Genomic DNA, 15,527 nt, shown 5'->3' with positions numbered 1-15,527 from the left:
GAAGTTGGTTTTTGAATAATAAATTGATTGTGAGAAACTTGATTAAAATTTGAGTATCACCTATTAAAATTATTCAGGTTTTCTGCGATATGCGCTGGGGGTGAGGTGGAGTACAGTTTGAAAACTTCTTTCAAAGCTGTTGACTGAACTGTAGCCAACTTGTTCGCTGATGCTGTTTATACTGTCATCCGTATATTTCAGTAAATTGCAACTTTTTTGTATGCGGTAGTAATTGCGTAAATAGTTAAAAGAATGTCCTGTTTTCTTAGAAATCAACTTTCCTAAATACGCTTTATCATAATTGTATTGACGAGCCAAATCTTTTAACTTAACAGTATCGCAGTTAACCTTAATAGTATTAATGATTTTAGCAAATCTATTGGTCAGATCATTATCGTAAGTTTTGAAATTATTTGACTCGCTTAAACCGCGTAGAGTATAGGATAATAAAATAGAAATATAGTCACAACAAATTGCGTTTGATTGTGGTAAAGAAGAATAAGATTCAATGAATATATTTTGGATTATTTCTAAAATTTTCTCTGTGATTTGAACGTTAAAAGTTAAATAGTTTTCGGTTGAACTATAAAGGCATTTGTTAAAAAAATCTGCCAGTATGTTATCAGCTTTTATTAAGTTAAAAAATGAATTATCAAAAGTACTTTTCTTCATCACAATGCAGATAACGATACTACTCCCAATGACTTCTATTTTATGAGAAGTACCAGGTGAAATTATTACTAAGTCACCTTTGTGTAAGGTAGAGACTGAATTACTGGCAAAACACTTGGTTTCTCCATCTAATACTAAGTCTATTTCAAAGTAATCGTGTTTATGATAATGAACTAATTCATTTTGAAACTGAAGCAAAATTTTAGCATCTTTTTCTGCAAACATGAAATAAGACTCTGACACATTTTTATATAGCTGTTGGGGCTTTTGGATAATGGCTGTTACGTCTACAGGTAAATTTTGCAAACATTGATAGAGTGAAAAACTATTATAAGTCTTGATTAAAGAAGTTGAGGTGTTAGGCAATTCATACGAAAAATTACTTTTTTGGTATAAATGCAAAATTGCATCCAGCAAAGAAATTTTTTGATGTCTTTTTAAAAAACAAAATGACAAGTACTTTTGAATTGCCTTGTAAGACATATAAATTCGACGATTCATTTTTTCTCCTAACACTAATTTTGTTAAATTTAACACTAAAAAGTATATCTGGTTAGTCTATGAAAGCGCTTATAATAACATTGTAAAGTAAAAATGGAGGCAAATATGAACGAATCTATTTCTTTAAATTATAACTGGAAATTTCACTTTGGTGAAATCGAAAAGCCAAAATTAGTAGCAAAAAAATCATATGCTTTTGGCGGGCTAACTGCTCCACTTGAAAATGAAACTGGTAATATTCTACCAGTTGGTCCGGGAGGTAGTCACTTCTTAAACTTGATATCTAATGGTGAACCCGATAAAGGTTTACAGAATTTAGCTGGTACAGATTTTATTAAGTCTTTAGATAAAACGTGGCAGGAAATTAACATACCTGATGATTGGAAAAGACGTGAGCCATATCGAAATGATCCAAATACGTTGATGACAGGCTCTAAGCTTGACGGAATAGCCTATTACCGCAAAACATTTAAACTTTCAACAACTTCACCGGAAGATAAGGAATATCTGTTACATTTTGATGGCATTATGGGATCAAGTGACATTTGGTTTAATGGCTGTTATTTGGGACACAATGACAGTGGCTATGTAGGGATAGACTATGACATTTCCCCAATAATTAGGTTCGCTGATGATGGTGAGAATGTAATATTAGTGCGTACTGATACTACTACTGGTTCTGAAGGATGGTGGTATGAAGGAGCCGGGATTTATAAAAATGTTTGGATTGAAATCAGAGATTTAATCCATTTCGAAAGCGATGAGTTTTACTTCAGAACAGTTGAAACAAATGAACAAAATGCCAAAATATTGGTCAGCTTTGCTGTCAAAAATGATTTGAACAAACCTGTTTCTGTCGCTCCAAAACTCACAATCAATCAAACCAATCAAATTGATTTTGCGGATGTGATAATACAGTCTCATTCGGTTAGACAATTTAATAAAATTTTTAAGATTAAATCACCAAAATTATGGTCGCCTGAGCATCCTAATTTATACCAAGCAAGATTGGAGATTGAAGGTGACTTTTTAGAACAAACTTTTGGTATTAAAACAGTCAGCTATGATGTCAATGGTTTTCATTTAAACGGCAAACCTTATTTGTTAAAGGGTGTATGTGAGCACCAGGATTTTGGTGGAGTTGGCGTTGCTTTGAACCAAGATATTATTGATTTTAAAGTCAAACGACTAAAGGAAATGGGAGTTAATGCGCTTAGGAGTTCACACCACTTTGCTTCCGAAGAATTGTTAAATGCCTGTGATCGCTTAGGAATAATTTTAGTTGATGAAAACCGTCTTTTAGAGGCTACACCTTGGCGATTAAGAAATTTGACTAAAATGGTAAAGAAAAGTCGGTCCCATGTATCTATCGCATTTTGGTCAATTGCCAATGAAGAGATTATCGGCAATACAGAATATGGTTGTCGTTCAGTAAAAAAGATCACAGAAATTATTCGTAATTTATCTCCTGATACCTTATTAATTTCTGCAGAATTGTTAAATCCTGAGGGAAAAGTAAATGACGATTATATCAAGTATTTTGATATATTGGGTGTCAATTATCCTGAAGCAGGTGTAATGGGTGAAGGAGCCGAACTTATTCATCAAAGTCATCCAAACTTACCAATGATGTGCACTGAAAATGCATCATATTTTTCAACACGCGGTATTTACAAAGATGATGCTGAAAACTGCCACACTAATAATTTTGGCTCTTTATATTCAATGGTTTTACCTGGAAAAAGAAAGCCAGGAGATCCGGGAGTAGGTGGAACTGCACGCCCTGAAACTGTGATGTCTTACCTACATAAGCATCGATATATGGGTGGTGTATTTTTATGGACTGCTTTTGATTATTATGGAGAACCATCACCATTTGGCTGGCCGGGTATTAGTTCTCAGTTTGGGATTATGGATTTAGGTGGCTTGCCTAAAGACTATTTCTATTATTATCAGGCTCAGTGGCAAGATCAGCCGGTACTTCATCTCATGCCTTCTTGGAATAAAACTGATTTAACAATTGAAAATGACCAAACGAAGGTCAGAGTTTTTTCAAACTTGGATGAGGTGGAACTGTTTATTAACCATAAAAATTTAGGCAAAAAAGCTGTTAAAAACTATGAATGTAATTGGCAGGTTGAATATGAACCAGGAGAACTTTTAGCTAAAGGTTACGTGAACGATAAAGTTGTTCTAGAAGATAAAAAGGAAACCAGTGGCAAAATTAGTAAAGTAAAAGTTGCTATTTTGTATCAGGGTAAAAATTGTACTTTATTTGAGTTAAAGGCAATTGATGGACAAAATAACTTTGTGCCTGATGATAATAGTTCGTTGCAAATTAAAGTAAATAATGGTCAGATTATCGGATTGACTAATGGCAACCCTTCTGATATCAGCGAATATTCTTTAAGTAAAATTAAGCTATTTTCTGGTAAAGCAGTTGTGATTGTAAAACACCAAGAAAGTGTTTTGCCTAAACTTAATGTGGATATTAACTAAGAAACGAAGGTAACTTTCATGACTAAAAAACAAATTTCAAAAGCAATAGGTATTTTGAGTATGAATTTGCTCTTGATGCTGGGTACAGCCGTTACTTCAGCGATTGCGGCAATAGCAAGATCATTTCCTAAAGAACCAATTTCTAAAGTCCAGCTGCTAGGTTCTATACCACAACTTGGCCAAATTATTTCTACAATATTTTTTGCTTATTTAACCTTTAAAATGACCAGAAAAAATTTGGGCTTAATGGCTATTTTATTTGTAGCAATTGGTGGCTTAATACCAGCAATCTACAGTAACAGTCTTAACTTGATATTGGCGTGCATGGTATTGGTCGGCTTTGGTACTGGTACTATCACCAATGTTGTTCCGGTTTTGTTGCAAGAAAATTTTGAAGGTGAAGCTCGCGCCACTACCATGGGCTGGGCTACCGGTGTTACCAATGTAGGTATGATGATTTTTACCGCCCTGGGTGGCATTTTGGGTAACAGTAACTGGCGCAATTTATTCTGGATCTATGGCTTGGGTCTAGTAGTTTTTGCTTTGGCACTATTTTTAATTCCGCAAGATCAAAAGCTTGCAAATACCGATCAAAATAGTAGTAAAGATGCTCAAAAAAATAACTTTTGGACTTTATTAACTCACCTTAATGGTTATGTTTACGTCTTGTATTTGATTAACTTTATGCTTTCACTGGCAATGATGACTTTTTTATCTAATCAGTCTATTGTTTTAGCAACTCAAAATAAAGGGACTGCTTATGTAGCGATGGTAACAGCGCTAGGTAATATTGGTGGCATCTTAACTGCGGCATTTTTAACATATATTAGAAAGTTTACTAAGGATGATACGATTGCTTGGGGTTTCATTGCATTTGCATTGTCTTTCATCTGCATTGTGTTTTCATCTAACGTTGTTTTGCACATCATTGGCAACGCCTTTTCAGGTATGGGAATTGTATTAGTAAACGCCACAGCACCGTATGAAATGTCAATTTTAACTGATCAAAAGCAATTTCCATTAGCGGTTTCTATTAATACTTTAATTGGTTCAGTAGCAGGGATGATTGTACCAATGTTATTAGCGGCAGTGAAAATTGCACCGGGCCACGATTCATTCATGGCTGGCATAACTGTCTCAGTAGCCACGGCCTTAGTATTACTACTGACTAGGTTCGGTACAAGAGTAAAAAAGAGTGCGGATAATAATAAGTAATTTACAGTAGGAGGATTAATAACATGTTAAATTTTAAGATAAATTCAGATTCTAAGAAAGCTTTCCCACATTATTGGGAAATGTGTGTTGGCAGCAGTCACGCTTATACTGCATTGAGAGCAGATTATCAAAAGCAATTAACAAAAGTACACCAAGATATGGGTATCAAATTTGTCCGTTTTCATGGCTTATTTGACGATGAGATGAGTGTTTGCATTGAAAACTTTGATTTTACGGGCAAATCACAAGGTATCACCTATAATTTTGTTAATATTGATAAAATTTATGATTTTTTACTCAAAATTGGCATGAAACCTTTTGTAGAATTAAGCTTTATGCCAACTTGTTTAGCTTCAAAAAAGAATCAAATCTTTCCTTATGGCGGCAATAATTCAATGCCTAAATCCGATAAGGCATGGGAGGAACTAATTACTAAATTCATAGAGCATATTCTAAAACGTTACGGTAAAGATGAGGTTGAATCATGGTACTTTGAAGTTTGGAATGAGCCAAATTTATCACGCTTTTTCTCAGGTACAAAAGAAGATTACTTCCACTTATATGAAATCACTGTAAAAACAGCTAAGAAAATTGATGATAAATTACGTTTTGGCGGTCCAGCTACATCTTACAATTCTTGGATACCCGATATGATTGCTTTTTGTCAGAAAAAGCATTTGCCTCTAGATTTTATTTCAACACATCATTATCCAACGGATGATCCATTGTGGGAAAGCGGCATGGATATTGACGAATTTTTTAAAAAGACAAATGGAGTCCCACAAGATTACCCTCGAGGAATACTCAAAGTTATGACTTCGAAGACAAGAGAAGAAGCTCAAAACTATCCACTATTTTATACAGAATGGAGCGTTTCGGCGATGGTTGGTGATTCCGCTCATGATACTCCTTATGGAGCAGCAATGGTAGCTAAGACTTTAGCAGATAATGATGGACTAGTTGAAGGGTATGATTATTGGGCATTCTCAGACATTTTTGAAGAAGAATCCCAAAAGCCTGGTGTCTTTCATGGTGGTTTTGGTATGCAAACAGTTGATGGTATAGAGAAACCTGTTTATAGATTATTTGAAATATTCCACAATCTTGGTAATCAAAGAATAAAAGTTGAAGATAATAATAATGCTACTGCAGAAATTTTAGCTGTTCAAAAAGGTAATGATTTGCAAATTGTGGCATATAACCATAACGTACCAAAAGAGCCGATAAAAACAGAACAATTAGAAATTAATTTAGATAAAACAATTAGTGGTAACTGCGAAATTAACAGAATTGATGAAAATCATGCTAATCCAAAGAAATTGTGGCAAGAGATGGGTGAACCAACCTATGTTAACAAGGATCAAGTTAAGGAATTGCGTGTTGCTTCACAACTAAAAGGGGAAAGTTTAAAAATACAAGATGGCAAAATTAACTTGGAACTAATGCCACAATCGTGCGCTTTGATTACAGTTTCTAATTATTTTGAATAACAAATAAAAAGACTTTAAAATTAAGATTTTAAAGTCTTTTTTGATAGTTGAAAAAGTAATTAAATTACATAACTCACAAAAATGATCGAAAAGCTTTTTATCAAAAAATTTTTCGAAAAAAGTTCATTAATGCTTACGAATGTAAACATTTTGAAATAATAACAATTAGAGCAAATTATAACGAAAATTGAGCTTTTGTGTGATTAAATAACTCAAAATTCCACCACCTTTTTTACTTTAAAAACGGTATAATTCTAAGTGAATTGAAGGGAGTTTTTTTACAAATGATGTGTGATAACTTATTTTTTAAGGTCTTGTGGGTGGTAGTATACGCTATTACTGCTTACTTTACTTTTACAGGCAATATGATGATGGGGATGTACTGGATGGCTGGCGGCATGCTTGCTCAAGCTGTAGTAGATCTAGTTTATCATTTTTGGCCAAATCGTAAAAAGAGTTAAAAAACAGCTTCTTATAGAAGCTGTTTTTTATTGGTCGTTTTCTTTTAAAAAACTTTGAATGATTTTTTCTCTCATTGTTAAGAAGACTTGATTGTGGCCAGTAGGGTGTATGCGATTGGTCAAAAGAATTAATCCAGATCTTTTTACTCTGTCTAGAAGCATCAGAACACCAGTAAATCCTGTATGAAGAATTAGGGGATAGTGAAGCTGGGGATCAAAACGCAGATCCCAACCCCATGAACGAGGTTTTAAGCCAGCAGGATTTTTATTGTTGAATAGCTTTGCGACTATGTTTTGACTATAGGGTAATACATTTTTATCTAAGCCCAAATATCCTTTACTTAACTTAACCAAATCGTTCATTGAAGAAAAAAGGCCGGCTGATCCACAATCACTTCCTAATTGGCGTGCTTTTGGATCATGAGGAATTCCTTGTAAAACTCTTCCTTGATAAACTGCAGTGGGAACACATAAGTCTTTTGGAGGATTGAATGTCGTGTTTTTTAAACCTGAAGGCTCTATTATTAATTTTTGACCAACATCTTGAACTGGTTGTCCAAATATCTTTTTAACAACTAATCCCAACAAGATAAAATTCGTATCGGCATAGCGCATTTTATGTTCAAACTCGTCTGTGACAGGTAAATGAATGATGGCTTTGATTAATTCGTCATGTGATAATTGATCCCGATTTTCTATCCAGCCCCTTATTCCACTGGTATGAGTTAAAAGATGAAAAAGACGTACGCGTTCATCTTTGAATTCAGGAATAAAATCATGCAGTGGTTCGGTAAAATTTATTTGTCCCTCTTGATATAGTTTAAGCAAAATATTTTCTGTGATAATCACTTTAGTCAGACTGGCTAAATCATAAATGGCAAACGGGCTAAGTTGCGTCACCTTGGGGTAAGTACTCGCAAAGCCAACAGTCGAAGTAAAAACCTGTTCATCTTTAATAAAAGCATAATTCACGCCAGGTACAATCCGTTCTGTAACCATTGATTCGATTAAGTTCTGGGTGTTTGAGTAGTCAATCATAAAAACTATCCTTTGATAAAATATCTTACTCTATTATATACAATTCTCAAATTAATTTTGAAAAATGTGGTTACTGTAAGTGAACTGAAAATGATGATTCGATTGTCAAAAGAATTGTTCAATAATTTTTACCGCTAAAGCGTGAAAACTACTTGACATTGCGTGTATCTTCAAGCATAATAATTACTGTTGATTTTGCCCGCTGGTCAAATGGTTAAGACGCCACCCTCTCAAGGTGGAGTTACGAGTTCAATTCTCGTGCGGGTGATTTAACACTGGGATATAGCCAAATGGTAAGGCACAGGTTTCTGGTTCCTGCATGTTTCGGTTCGAGCCCGGATATCCCAATAATTACATTTTTGCCTTTATATCAGGTGGTTTAAACACTGGTATAAAGGCATTTTTGTTTTTTCAAATTTTCTGAAACTAGCTCAAAATGGGCTAAAAAACTTCATATTAGACTTCATATTTTAAGGCAGACGTGCAAGTGGGCTAATCTTAAATATTTAGCTAAATTGGTATAGTTGGTTAATGGGAAACGTTAATTTTTAAGTGATTTAAAGGGATACCAAGTAAATTGAAAGTTCTTTAAGAAATGTTAAATTAAAGAGTAGTACTAGTAAAAAGACTTCATATTTTGGATAGAACTGCAAACTGTAGTTAAAAATAAAGTGTTAACCAAAAAGAGGAACATAAAATGGAGTATAAAGAAGACGTGAGAACTTTTCTTAAACGTGATTTCAGCGTCTTTGCAGCTCGTTCAGGGCAACATAAAGCTGATTTAGTAAAAGGTCCCGTAGATAGATTTAAAGGCGTTAAAACAAACAATAGAATTGAGTATGCTAAGAATATTACCACATGTACTGTTAAAGCAATTAAGGCTTGTTCAGAAAAATCAAGAAAAATCTTAACTGGGGTGTATATATTTGATAAACCTAATCGTGTAGTAATGGGGGATGTTGGTTGCAAACAATCACGCTATTATGATTTAAAGCACATAGCAATTGATGAGTTTATGGAAAATTTTGCTAAAATCCAAAAGGAAATGAATCTAAACCCGTCATTTAAGTTTATAAAATAAGCTGCAGTACCATTCTATGTACTACAGCTTTTTATTTAGACTGAAAAGTTTGATTTTGGAAAAGTGTTCAAGTTTTTTCAGGTTTTTAATCTACTATTAGGCGACCATTTCAACTAGTTAAAAAGAAATAATCCTAGCAAATACTAGCATTTACTAGGATATTTATTTAACAAAAACTGTCAAAAATGCTGATATATAGCGTATTTTGTCGCTGCACACTTTTTTGAAAACTGCACACTTTTTTATGAATTATTCAAAGGGGTGAACGAAATGGACACTCCTTTTTAATCATAGAAAAAGCCAAAATTGGATTGTCCTAGTGCTTTCACAGTAGTTATTGCAATTGAAATAAAATTTAGGTTGTTTAACTTATTTTGCACCCCAAACCAAATGTGGATTGGGCATAAAAATTAGCATGATTGCTAAATATTTTAAAACCAAAACTGGTTTTTAAGTGATTAAACTGTTTAGAGCATTTTTTAATTACTAAATATAATAAGGGGGCCCCACGTTAAGGCTCCCTTTCTAGTAACCGAATTGTTTACAGTCTTGATTGAAGAACAGCTTTATATTATGTAAACTCTCTTTAGAAATAATGTTATACGGGACTTATTAAGATATTTGAGTAATTTCACGTTATCATTTAATCCAAAAATATCTGTAACAATAGAGTTTCAACACACATTTGACATTTTGGCATCCCTGACATTAATAATTAGTTACTGCTTCTGAATAAAAAGCAAACATTTTCCAACATTTAGGGTGCAAATGAAATCACAACCAGTACCATTGTATAGGCATTTTTACAAATAAAAAGATGTGCAAAGCTGCACACAAAATTTTTGCCGCTACTGCACTCAGAACTCGTATCATTGTACGAAAGGTCTGTCTGCAATTTTCTCTATACCATTCTTTGCGGTGAGTTATTGGTTACACAGCTAAATAAATCGTGAATAAAGTTAGCATTCGTTAGCATAAACAAACATATTCGTTTTTACATGTTTTCCGTAATTATTAAGCCAGTTAGGTACTGTTTCAGGCACCATAGAAGCCGTTAAATCAACCTTTGTCACTTTTACCCCCCTTACCAAAAAAATTTGGAAATTAGGTCTGTCACGCAAGCGAACACCACATGTTGCGGCTCCTGTAAATAAAAAAGAGTAGGGGGGCTATAAATTATACCTGCGGTACTGATTTGATACCGCAGCATCCCTGCTAGTAAACCATTGATAAGGTTAGCATTTGTTAGCATAAAAAATGCAGCCGTACTTTACGACTGCATCCTGATCTACTTACTAAATATTTTCTAGTTGCTTGACCTCACGTTTAATTTGATTACCTTTTATGGTGTAGATATAAAATGTCTTATTTGAAAAGGAACCACAGAATAGTGTAGGGGTACCATCATGTTCAACGGCTATCCTTGACCAACTTAGCTTATCGTTCATTTCATCAAAGTAATCGCTGTGTTCAGCTTTTTTTAAAATTAATGTCATACAATCGCAGAAATGAATAGCAGCATGTTTACCAGATTTTCTTTCAATCTGCATAACAAAATCTAATTTATTAAAGTTGTTTATATCTTCAAGTGAGTAATACATAAATTTAATTCCCTTGCTTTCTATAAAAGGTAATTGACCATTCACGCTTTTTGAAACTGATTAGCGAATGTATAGAGGTGTTTGTCACAATTATTTTTGTGCTGTCACAAATTTAAAAACAGACCTAAGCCTTACAGTATCAAGGTTGGGAACAAGGAACAAATTTTTTTAACGATTTTAGCCACGCACGTATATATAGTATATATATTATATATATCTTCTGCTGTTTTAATATAAGAGTGTTCCTTTGTTCCTTACTTAGTTATTCAAGCGATTTGGTCATTTTGAATTTTGTTCTTTAATTGTTCACATGGGTTCCTTTGCTGATATGTCAGTGCTTATGAGGATTGTTTTTTGTTCCCTTAGTTATTTAGCTTTGATATTTTTGTAGAAATAAAGGCGTGGTCTTTTGCCGTTTGATAATCTCAATTGTTTGCTAATTCGTACTATCCCTTTTCTTTCTAATTCGTTTTTGAGTTTAGTCATTGTGAGGGGATGTTTAATTCCATTGTCATCACACCAATTTTTATAAGTCTGATATAAATTTTCTTGGTTTACTGTTGAACCCTCACTTTGAATGTAATTTTCATTAATAAATTGCTGAACTAGATCGTTGTCAGTTAGCCATTTGTTTCTTGCTTTCAAAATTGATAAAGTTTGGGTGAGAGTATGTTTAGCCATGGCTTTCTCTGCTATGTAAATACATAAATAAACAAATTTACCACGTTCTTTTCTTATTTTTTCAGTATCGATGGCTTTATCAAAGTTTTCTATTCGCATGAAGTGAACTATGTTTGCCCTGCGCTTAAAGCCATTGCTGGTATCGGAAAAGCTAGGTTCTTCGTTACCAATAAAAAGCAGTTTAGCATGGTTAGAAAAGGTGATATCAGCTTTGTTTTTTACTGGAGCGTTCATTTCACCGCCACCTGTTAAGGTTTTGATAATAGCTGGGTTCTTAATAAAGGACTTTGAAATATCATCATGGATATTTAGCCATTTACCAGCTAGCTCTGAAAGACTGAAGTTGTTGCTCTTATCATCTGTCAAGTTCTCTAGAGAAACATGAGCAACGTTTTCCTGGCCTAATAGCGTCTGCAGGTAATTGGCAAAAGTTGTTTTACCGTCACCACCATTACTTATTATCAAAACAAAAGCTTGAATGGGCTTGTAACTGGGGTAGAAAGAATAACCGATCAATTCCATTATTGGAGTTATGTTTTCGCCAAACGATTTCCAAAGCCACTTAGTTGTTTCAAATTGCGCTGCTTTTTTATTCTTGATATTAGTTAACTCTTTTTCTACATCAAAGGGGACTAAGTCATAATCAACACATGATGTAAAATAGTACTTAGGCGAATGCTCTTGCAATTTGAAATCATCCCAATTCCAAACACCATTTTTGAAGTTGAAATAATTACCTTGTTTTTTGCCAAACGTATCTTTCCATTTAACACGCTTAATGCTGTCACAAACAAAATGAAAAGCATCCCTGGCTACTCGATCAGTCCACACGTTATATCTGTTTAAAAGCTCTGTAATAACGCTCTTAATGCTTTTAATGTTTCTAAGCTCCCAGTACCCTTTTACTTCGTTATACTCGTAAAAATCGTCTTTATTGCCGTTCTCAACGATAATGCAATTATTTACTTCAAGAATAGTATTGCCTAACTCAGAAATATTGACTTTAGATTTGCCATCTTTATCAATTATTATCCAACAAACAGTTTTATTGATTAATTGTTCATATTTTTCCTTTAACTCAGGGTCTATGGTAATTGCTCGTGGTTTATTATCAGACAAATTTGAAACCTCTCTTTCTAGAATACTGTATTAGTAATCGACACAAGCTGTTATAATTTTCAGACTTTTAAGTGAGCTATTTATATCTTTCAGACTTTGGTTTATTTCATTTAAACATTTGATTAATTCTTCGTTGTCTTGACTCATAATTTATTTCCTTTTCAGTTAAACATCTAAGATTAATTCACTTGCACGTTTCTAGATGTTATAATTATCTAAATACCGTTTTCTTTTTCGTGGTTGTCTAAGAAACGGTTTTTTCTTTGCTCTGAATCCATTTCGTGATGGATTGCTTACCATATAGTTTGCGACCATCAATGATAGCCACTGGCATCCCCAGAGAGGCCCAATAAGTTATAGTAGATGGAGCTACACCAAAGTACTTTGCAATCTCTACACGGTTTAAATATGGCTGCTGAGGGGATGCTACTTTTTTAATACTGTCTTTAATCAGACCACAAACATAGTTTTGTAGGTCTGTTTTTTGTTCTTGATCTAATTTGAATTCCATGGTTTATTCCTCTCCACAATAAGTTAGCATGTACGAATTATTCACTAAGTCGCTGTAACGCTTAGTAAAACTCTTAATTACATTTGTTAAAGCAGATATTTCGTTTAACTGATTTAGCGTTAAGTCGCTAGGACTTTCTATTTCAGTTATTTTGTCTGAAAGGATAGTCAGACAATAGAGAATATCCAAGCTTTCTGTTGCCATTTGAATAAACTTATTGTCGAATTCACTGGTTACTTTGATTTTTCTTTCCATAGCTTTTCTCCTATCTGATTGTAGTGTACTGATCAATTAGCCAATCCTTTACTTTCTCAATAGTAGTAGAGGACAAATTTGGTTGACTCTTAATAATTCGACTGATGGTCCATCGACTAACGCCAACTTGTTTTGCTAGTTCTTTAATACTTAAATTTTCTTCTCCTCGTTTACGTTTAAGTGCCAAAATCTGTTTTTCTGTTAACTTCATGGTTCCCTCCTTAGCAACAAATTCGTTTACAAAAGAATCATAAAGCATTCTCGTTATCTTGTCAACAAAATTGTGGCTATTAACAAAAATGTTGCTACAAAATGCAAATAAATGTAAAATTGCCTTAAAGGAGACAATCATGAATAGCAAAATTCGTATAAAAGAATTACGTCAGTTAAATAATGTGAGCCAAGGTGACCTAGCTAAAGCGACTGGGCTTACTCGACAAGCTATTAGCAATTATGAAAACAACGAGAGAATGCCTAATAAAGAAATATTGGAAAAATTAGCGAATTTTTTCAACGTATCAGTACCATACATACTGGGTGCCTATAGCAAAGAGGAAATTTTAGAAGTCTTAAAAAATAGTTATATCTCTGAATCTAAGAAAAGTTCTTTAGGTTATAGTGAGAAAATCTCCGAAGTTTCATTCAACGTGGATTTGATATGCATAGCACAAGGCTTATTGCCATATGATGAACCAAGATTTAATCTATTATCCGAAAAAGAAATTAATAATATTGATTTTTGGAATGAAAACTTCTCGTTTATCTTTAATAGTATTGCGGTTAAATGGTTAATTACTAAACCTTTAGATGCTACTAAAGAGGATATAGTAGATGCTCTCAGGGATGCGCTTGCTACTAAATTACTTAAGTTAGAGAGGGACAATAAGGATCAAAAAGATGGTAAAGAATGGTTAGAATCACCAAAAGAGCTTTTACAAAAAAGACAGGAATTTATCAATGAACATATTTTTATAGATGAAGATGGAGAACCATTTATAGATTTTAGTAAAACTAATTACTAATTTCTTTAAGTAACTTAGTTGTGAAATGATACTGCATAAATATAATAACCACATGTTAAATATTTAAGATTAGTTCACTTGCACGCCTTCTAATGTTTAGGAGGGAATTAATTAAACATGGATAATGAAATTAAAGAGTACACCACACCCAGTGGTCAATGTAGATACGGATTTAATATTTATGTAGGTAAAAATGATACGACCGGTCATACGATTCAAATAAAAAAACAAGGCTTTAAGACCAGGGATGCAGCAGAAAAGTCATACTATGAATACAAAATAAAAGTCCTTAATGGTGAATATGAACCACTTACCAAAAGGCGCTACACCATGAAGGACTTGTTTAAATTATGGTCTAAGACCTATGAAACTACGGTTAAGGAAAGTACATATGCTACCGCACTTAGAATTTTCGATAATCATATTCTTAAGGACTTAGGTAATATTTATATAGATAAGCTTACCATTTTCCAGTGTCAAAGTGCTGTAAATAAATGGTTTGAAGTGTCTCATAAAACTTACAAGCGGTATATACGTTATGCATCCCGCATGCTAGACTATGCTGTTGATCTTGAATTAATTGATAAGAACCCAATGAAAAAAGTTGTAAGACCAAAGTATATTGAGCAACCCAAAGAATTTGATAATTTTTATTCTAAGGAAGAATTAAAACAATTTCTATGCTGTGCTAAGAAAAGAAATTTTATGTATTATGTATTCTTTAGATTATTAGCCTATTCAGGGATGCGTAAAGGCGAGGCATTGGCTTTAAAATGGGATAGGATAGATTTTATGCATAATAAAATAAAAGTTGATAAATCGGTAAGCAAGGGCATTAATAATAGACTTTATATCTCTACACCAAAAACACGTGGTAGTGTGAGAACCATTCAAATGGACAAGCAGACTATGGGTATGTTAAAAGAGTGGAGAACACGTCAACAAAAAGAAATGCTGAAACTGGGGTATAATTTTATTAGTACAAATAACTTGGTTTTCCCGACTTGGCAAAATAAGCCTAATCAACCAACACAGCCTACACAATGGAATAATAGCATCTGTGAGCATGGCCATCTTAGACATATTACAGTTCATGGATTTAGGCATACTCATGCATCCCTGCTATTTGATTCTGGTGCATCAATGAAGGATGTACAAAAAAGGCTTGGGCATTCATCCATGAAAACCACAATGGATATTTACACTCATGTAACCAAACAAAGCGAACAGGAAACCGTGACAGAATTTGAAAGGTATATGGAAGGCTAAAATCGACTTCATATCAGACTTCATATTCCGAGCAACCTGTTTAAAATACTGATATAAAAGGCATAACGGGTCTAATAGTTCGAGCCCGGATATCCCAATAAAAACAGCTCAA

General features: G+C 33.6%; 14 protein-coding genes and 2 tRNA genes. 9 read left to right on the top strand and 7 right to left on the bottom strand.

All coding sequences use genetic code 11. The features are described 5' to 3' along the window. Positions 1–69: 69 nt before the first annotated feature. Positions 70–1,173: a helix-turn-helix domain-containing protein gene (locus AAA915_RS01775; RefSeq protein ID WP_338199336.1), complete on the bottom strand. Its 1,104-nt coding sequence runs from the start codon at positions 1,171–1,173 to the stop codon at positions 70–72. A gap of 105 nt (positions 1,174–1,278) precedes the next feature. Here AAA915_RS01775 and AAA915_RS01770 point away from each other — a divergent pair, with 105 nt between their 5' ends. From AAA915_RS01770 to AAA915_RS01755, 4 genes are all read left to right on the top strand, one after another. Beyond that, entirely contained in the window at positions 1,279–3,672 is a 2,394-nt protein-coding gene (locus tag AAA915_RS01770; protein ID WP_338199334.1) for a DUF4982 domain-containing protein, read from the top strand. Positions 3,673–3,690: 18 nt separating this feature from the next. Continuing rightward, a complete protein-coding gene (locus AAA915_RS01765) occupies positions 3,691–4,887 on the top strand; it encodes an MFS transporter (RefSeq protein WP_338199332.1) in 1,197 nt (398 codons plus the stop codon). Between the two features lie 23 nt (positions 4,888–4,910). Next, positions 4,911–6,377, top strand: coding sequence for a GH39 family glycosyl hydrolase (locus tag AAA915_RS01760; protein ID WP_338199330.1), 1,467 nt, complete (start codon positions 4,911–4,913; stop codon positions 6,375–6,377). Between the two features lie 284 nt (positions 6,378–6,661). Next, on the top strand, positions 6,662–6,838 hold the full coding sequence (locus tag AAA915_RS01755) for a hypothetical protein (RefSeq protein ID WP_338199328.1): 177 nt from the start codon (positions 6,662–6,664) through the stop codon (positions 6,836–6,838). Positions 6,839–6,865: 27 nt separating this feature from the next. On the opposite strand, the gene AAA915_RS01750 is transcribed toward AAA915_RS01755, so the two are convergent. Further along, positions 6,866–7,876, bottom strand: coding sequence for a serine hydrolase domain-containing protein (locus AAA915_RS01750; protein ID WP_338199326.1), 1,011 nt, complete (start codon positions 7,874–7,876; stop codon positions 6,866–6,868). A gap of 196 nt (positions 7,877–8,072) precedes the next feature. Between AAA915_RS01750 and AAA915_RS01745 the strand changes: the two genes are divergently transcribed. From AAA915_RS01745 to AAA915_RS01735, 3 genes are all read left to right on the top strand, one after another. Then, positions 8,073–8,144: transfer RNA gene (locus tag AAA915_RS01745), tRNA-Glu, on the top strand. Between the two features lie 8 nt (positions 8,145–8,152). Next, positions 8,153–8,224 (top strand) — tRNA-Gln (locus AAA915_RS01740). Positions 8,225–8,573: 349 nt separating this feature from the next. After that, on the top strand, positions 8,574–8,957 hold the full coding sequence (locus tag AAA915_RS01735) for a hypothetical protein (RefSeq protein WP_038522150.1): 384 nt from the start codon (positions 8,574–8,576) through the stop codon (positions 8,955–8,957). 1,295 nt (positions 8,958–10,252) lie between these two features. Here AAA915_RS01735 and AAA915_RS01730 read toward each other — a convergent pair. The 5 genes from AAA915_RS01730 to AAA915_RS01710 form a co-directional block, all read right to left on the bottom strand. After that, positions 10,253–10,558: a hypothetical protein gene (locus AAA915_RS01730; RefSeq protein WP_038522153.1), complete on the bottom strand. Its 306-nt coding sequence runs from the start codon at positions 10,556–10,558 to the stop codon at positions 10,253–10,255. A gap of 366 nt (positions 10,559–10,924) precedes the next feature. Then, a complete protein-coding gene (locus AAA915_RS01725; protein ID WP_038522156.1) occupies positions 10,925–12,358 on the bottom strand; it encodes a DNA primase family protein in 1,434 nt (477 codons plus the stop codon). Positions 12,359–12,602: 244 nt separating this feature from the next. Continuing rightward, complete coding sequence (locus AAA915_RS01720) at positions 12,603–12,869, bottom strand: DNA-packaging protein (RefSeq protein ID WP_038522159.1); 267 nt, start codon at positions 12,867–12,869, stop codon at positions 12,603–12,605. A 3-nt stretch (positions 12,870–12,872) separates the two neighbouring features. Then, positions 12,873–13,124: a hypothetical protein gene (locus AAA915_RS01715; protein ID WP_038522162.1), complete on the bottom strand. Its 252-nt coding sequence runs from the start codon at positions 13,122–13,124 to the stop codon at positions 12,873–12,875. Positions 13,125–13,134: 10 nt separating this feature from the next. After that, positions 13,135–13,335, bottom strand: a complete 201-nt coding sequence (locus AAA915_RS01710; RefSeq protein ID WP_038522165.1) for a helix-turn-helix domain-containing protein — start codon at positions 13,333–13,335, stop codon at positions 13,135–13,137. Between the two features lie 139 nt (positions 13,336–13,474). On the opposite strand from AAA915_RS01710, the gene AAA915_RS01705 reads away from it, so the two are divergent. Together AAA915_RS01705 and AAA915_RS01700 are read left to right on the top strand one after the other, a co-directional pair. After that, on the top strand, positions 13,475–14,146 hold the full coding sequence (locus AAA915_RS01705) for a helix-turn-helix domain-containing protein (RefSeq protein ID WP_052059650.1): 672 nt from the start codon (positions 13,475–13,477) through the stop codon (positions 14,144–14,146). A 117-nt stretch (positions 14,147–14,263) separates the two neighbouring features. Then, complete coding sequence (locus AAA915_RS01700) at positions 14,264–15,415, top strand: tyrosine-type recombinase/integrase (protein ID WP_038522169.1); 1,152 nt, start codon at positions 14,264–14,266, stop codon at positions 15,413–15,415. Positions 15,416–15,527: the final 112 nt, after the last annotated feature.

Source organism: Lactobacillus rizhaonensis (assembly GCF_036246345.1).
In the GTDB taxonomy this organism is placed as follows: domain Bacteria; phylum Bacillota; class Bacilli; order Lactobacillales; family Lactobacillaceae; genus Lactobacillus; species Lactobacillus rizhaonensis.
Note: the sequence above shows the minus strand (reverse complement) of the source record. Positions and strands in the feature narration are given on the sequence as shown.

Bases quoted from the DNA above. Each gene is read 5' to 3' on its own strand.
- AAA915_RS01775 (WP_338199336.1), bottom strand. From the start codon at position 1,173: ATGAATCGTCGAATTTATATGTCTTACAAGGCAATTCAAAAGTACTTG.
- AAA915_RS01705 (WP_052059650.1), top strand. From the start codon at position 13,475: ATGAATAGCAAAATTCGTATAAAAGAATTACGTCAGTTAAATAATGTG.
- AAA915_RS01735 (WP_038522150.1), top strand. From the start codon at position 8,574: ATGGAGTATAAAGAAGACGTGAGAACTTTTCTTAAACGTGATTTCAGC.
- AAA915_RS01765 (WP_338199332.1), top strand. From the start codon at position 3,691: ATGACTAAAAAACAAATTTCAAAAGCAATAGGTATTTTGAGTATGAAT.
- AAA915_RS01755 (WP_338199328.1), top strand. From the start codon at position 6,662: ATGATGTGTGATAACTTATTTTTTAAGGTCTTGTGGGTGGTAGTATAC.
- AAA915_RS01700 (WP_038522169.1), top strand. From the start codon at position 14,264: ATGGATAATGAAATTAAAGAGTACACCACACCCAGTGGTCAATGTAGA.
- AAA915_RS01730 (WP_038522153.1), bottom strand. From the start codon at position 10,558: ATGTATTACTCACTTGAAGATATAAACAACTTTAATAAATTAGATTTT.
- AAA915_RS01760 (WP_338199330.1), top strand. From the start codon at position 4,911: ATGTTAAATTTTAAGATAAATTCAGATTCTAAGAAAGCTTTCCCACAT.
- AAA915_RS01715 (WP_038522162.1), bottom strand. From the start codon at position 13,124: ATGGAAAGAAAAATCAAAGTAACCAGTGAATTCGACAATAAGTTTATT.
- AAA915_RS01710 (WP_038522165.1), bottom strand. From the start codon at position 13,335: ATGAAGTTAACAGAAAAACAGATTTTGGCACTTAAACGTAAACGAGGA.
- AAA915_RS01750 (WP_338199326.1), bottom strand. From the start codon at position 7,876: ATGATTGACTACTCAAACACCCAGAACTTAATCGAATCAATGGTTACA.
- AAA915_RS01770 (WP_338199334.1), top strand. From the start codon at position 1,279: ATGAACGAATCTATTTCTTTAAATTATAACTGGAAATTTCACTTTGGT.
- AAA915_RS01720 (WP_038522159.1), bottom strand. From the start codon at position 12,869: ATGGAATTCAAATTAGATCAAGAACAAAAAACAGACCTACAAAACTAT.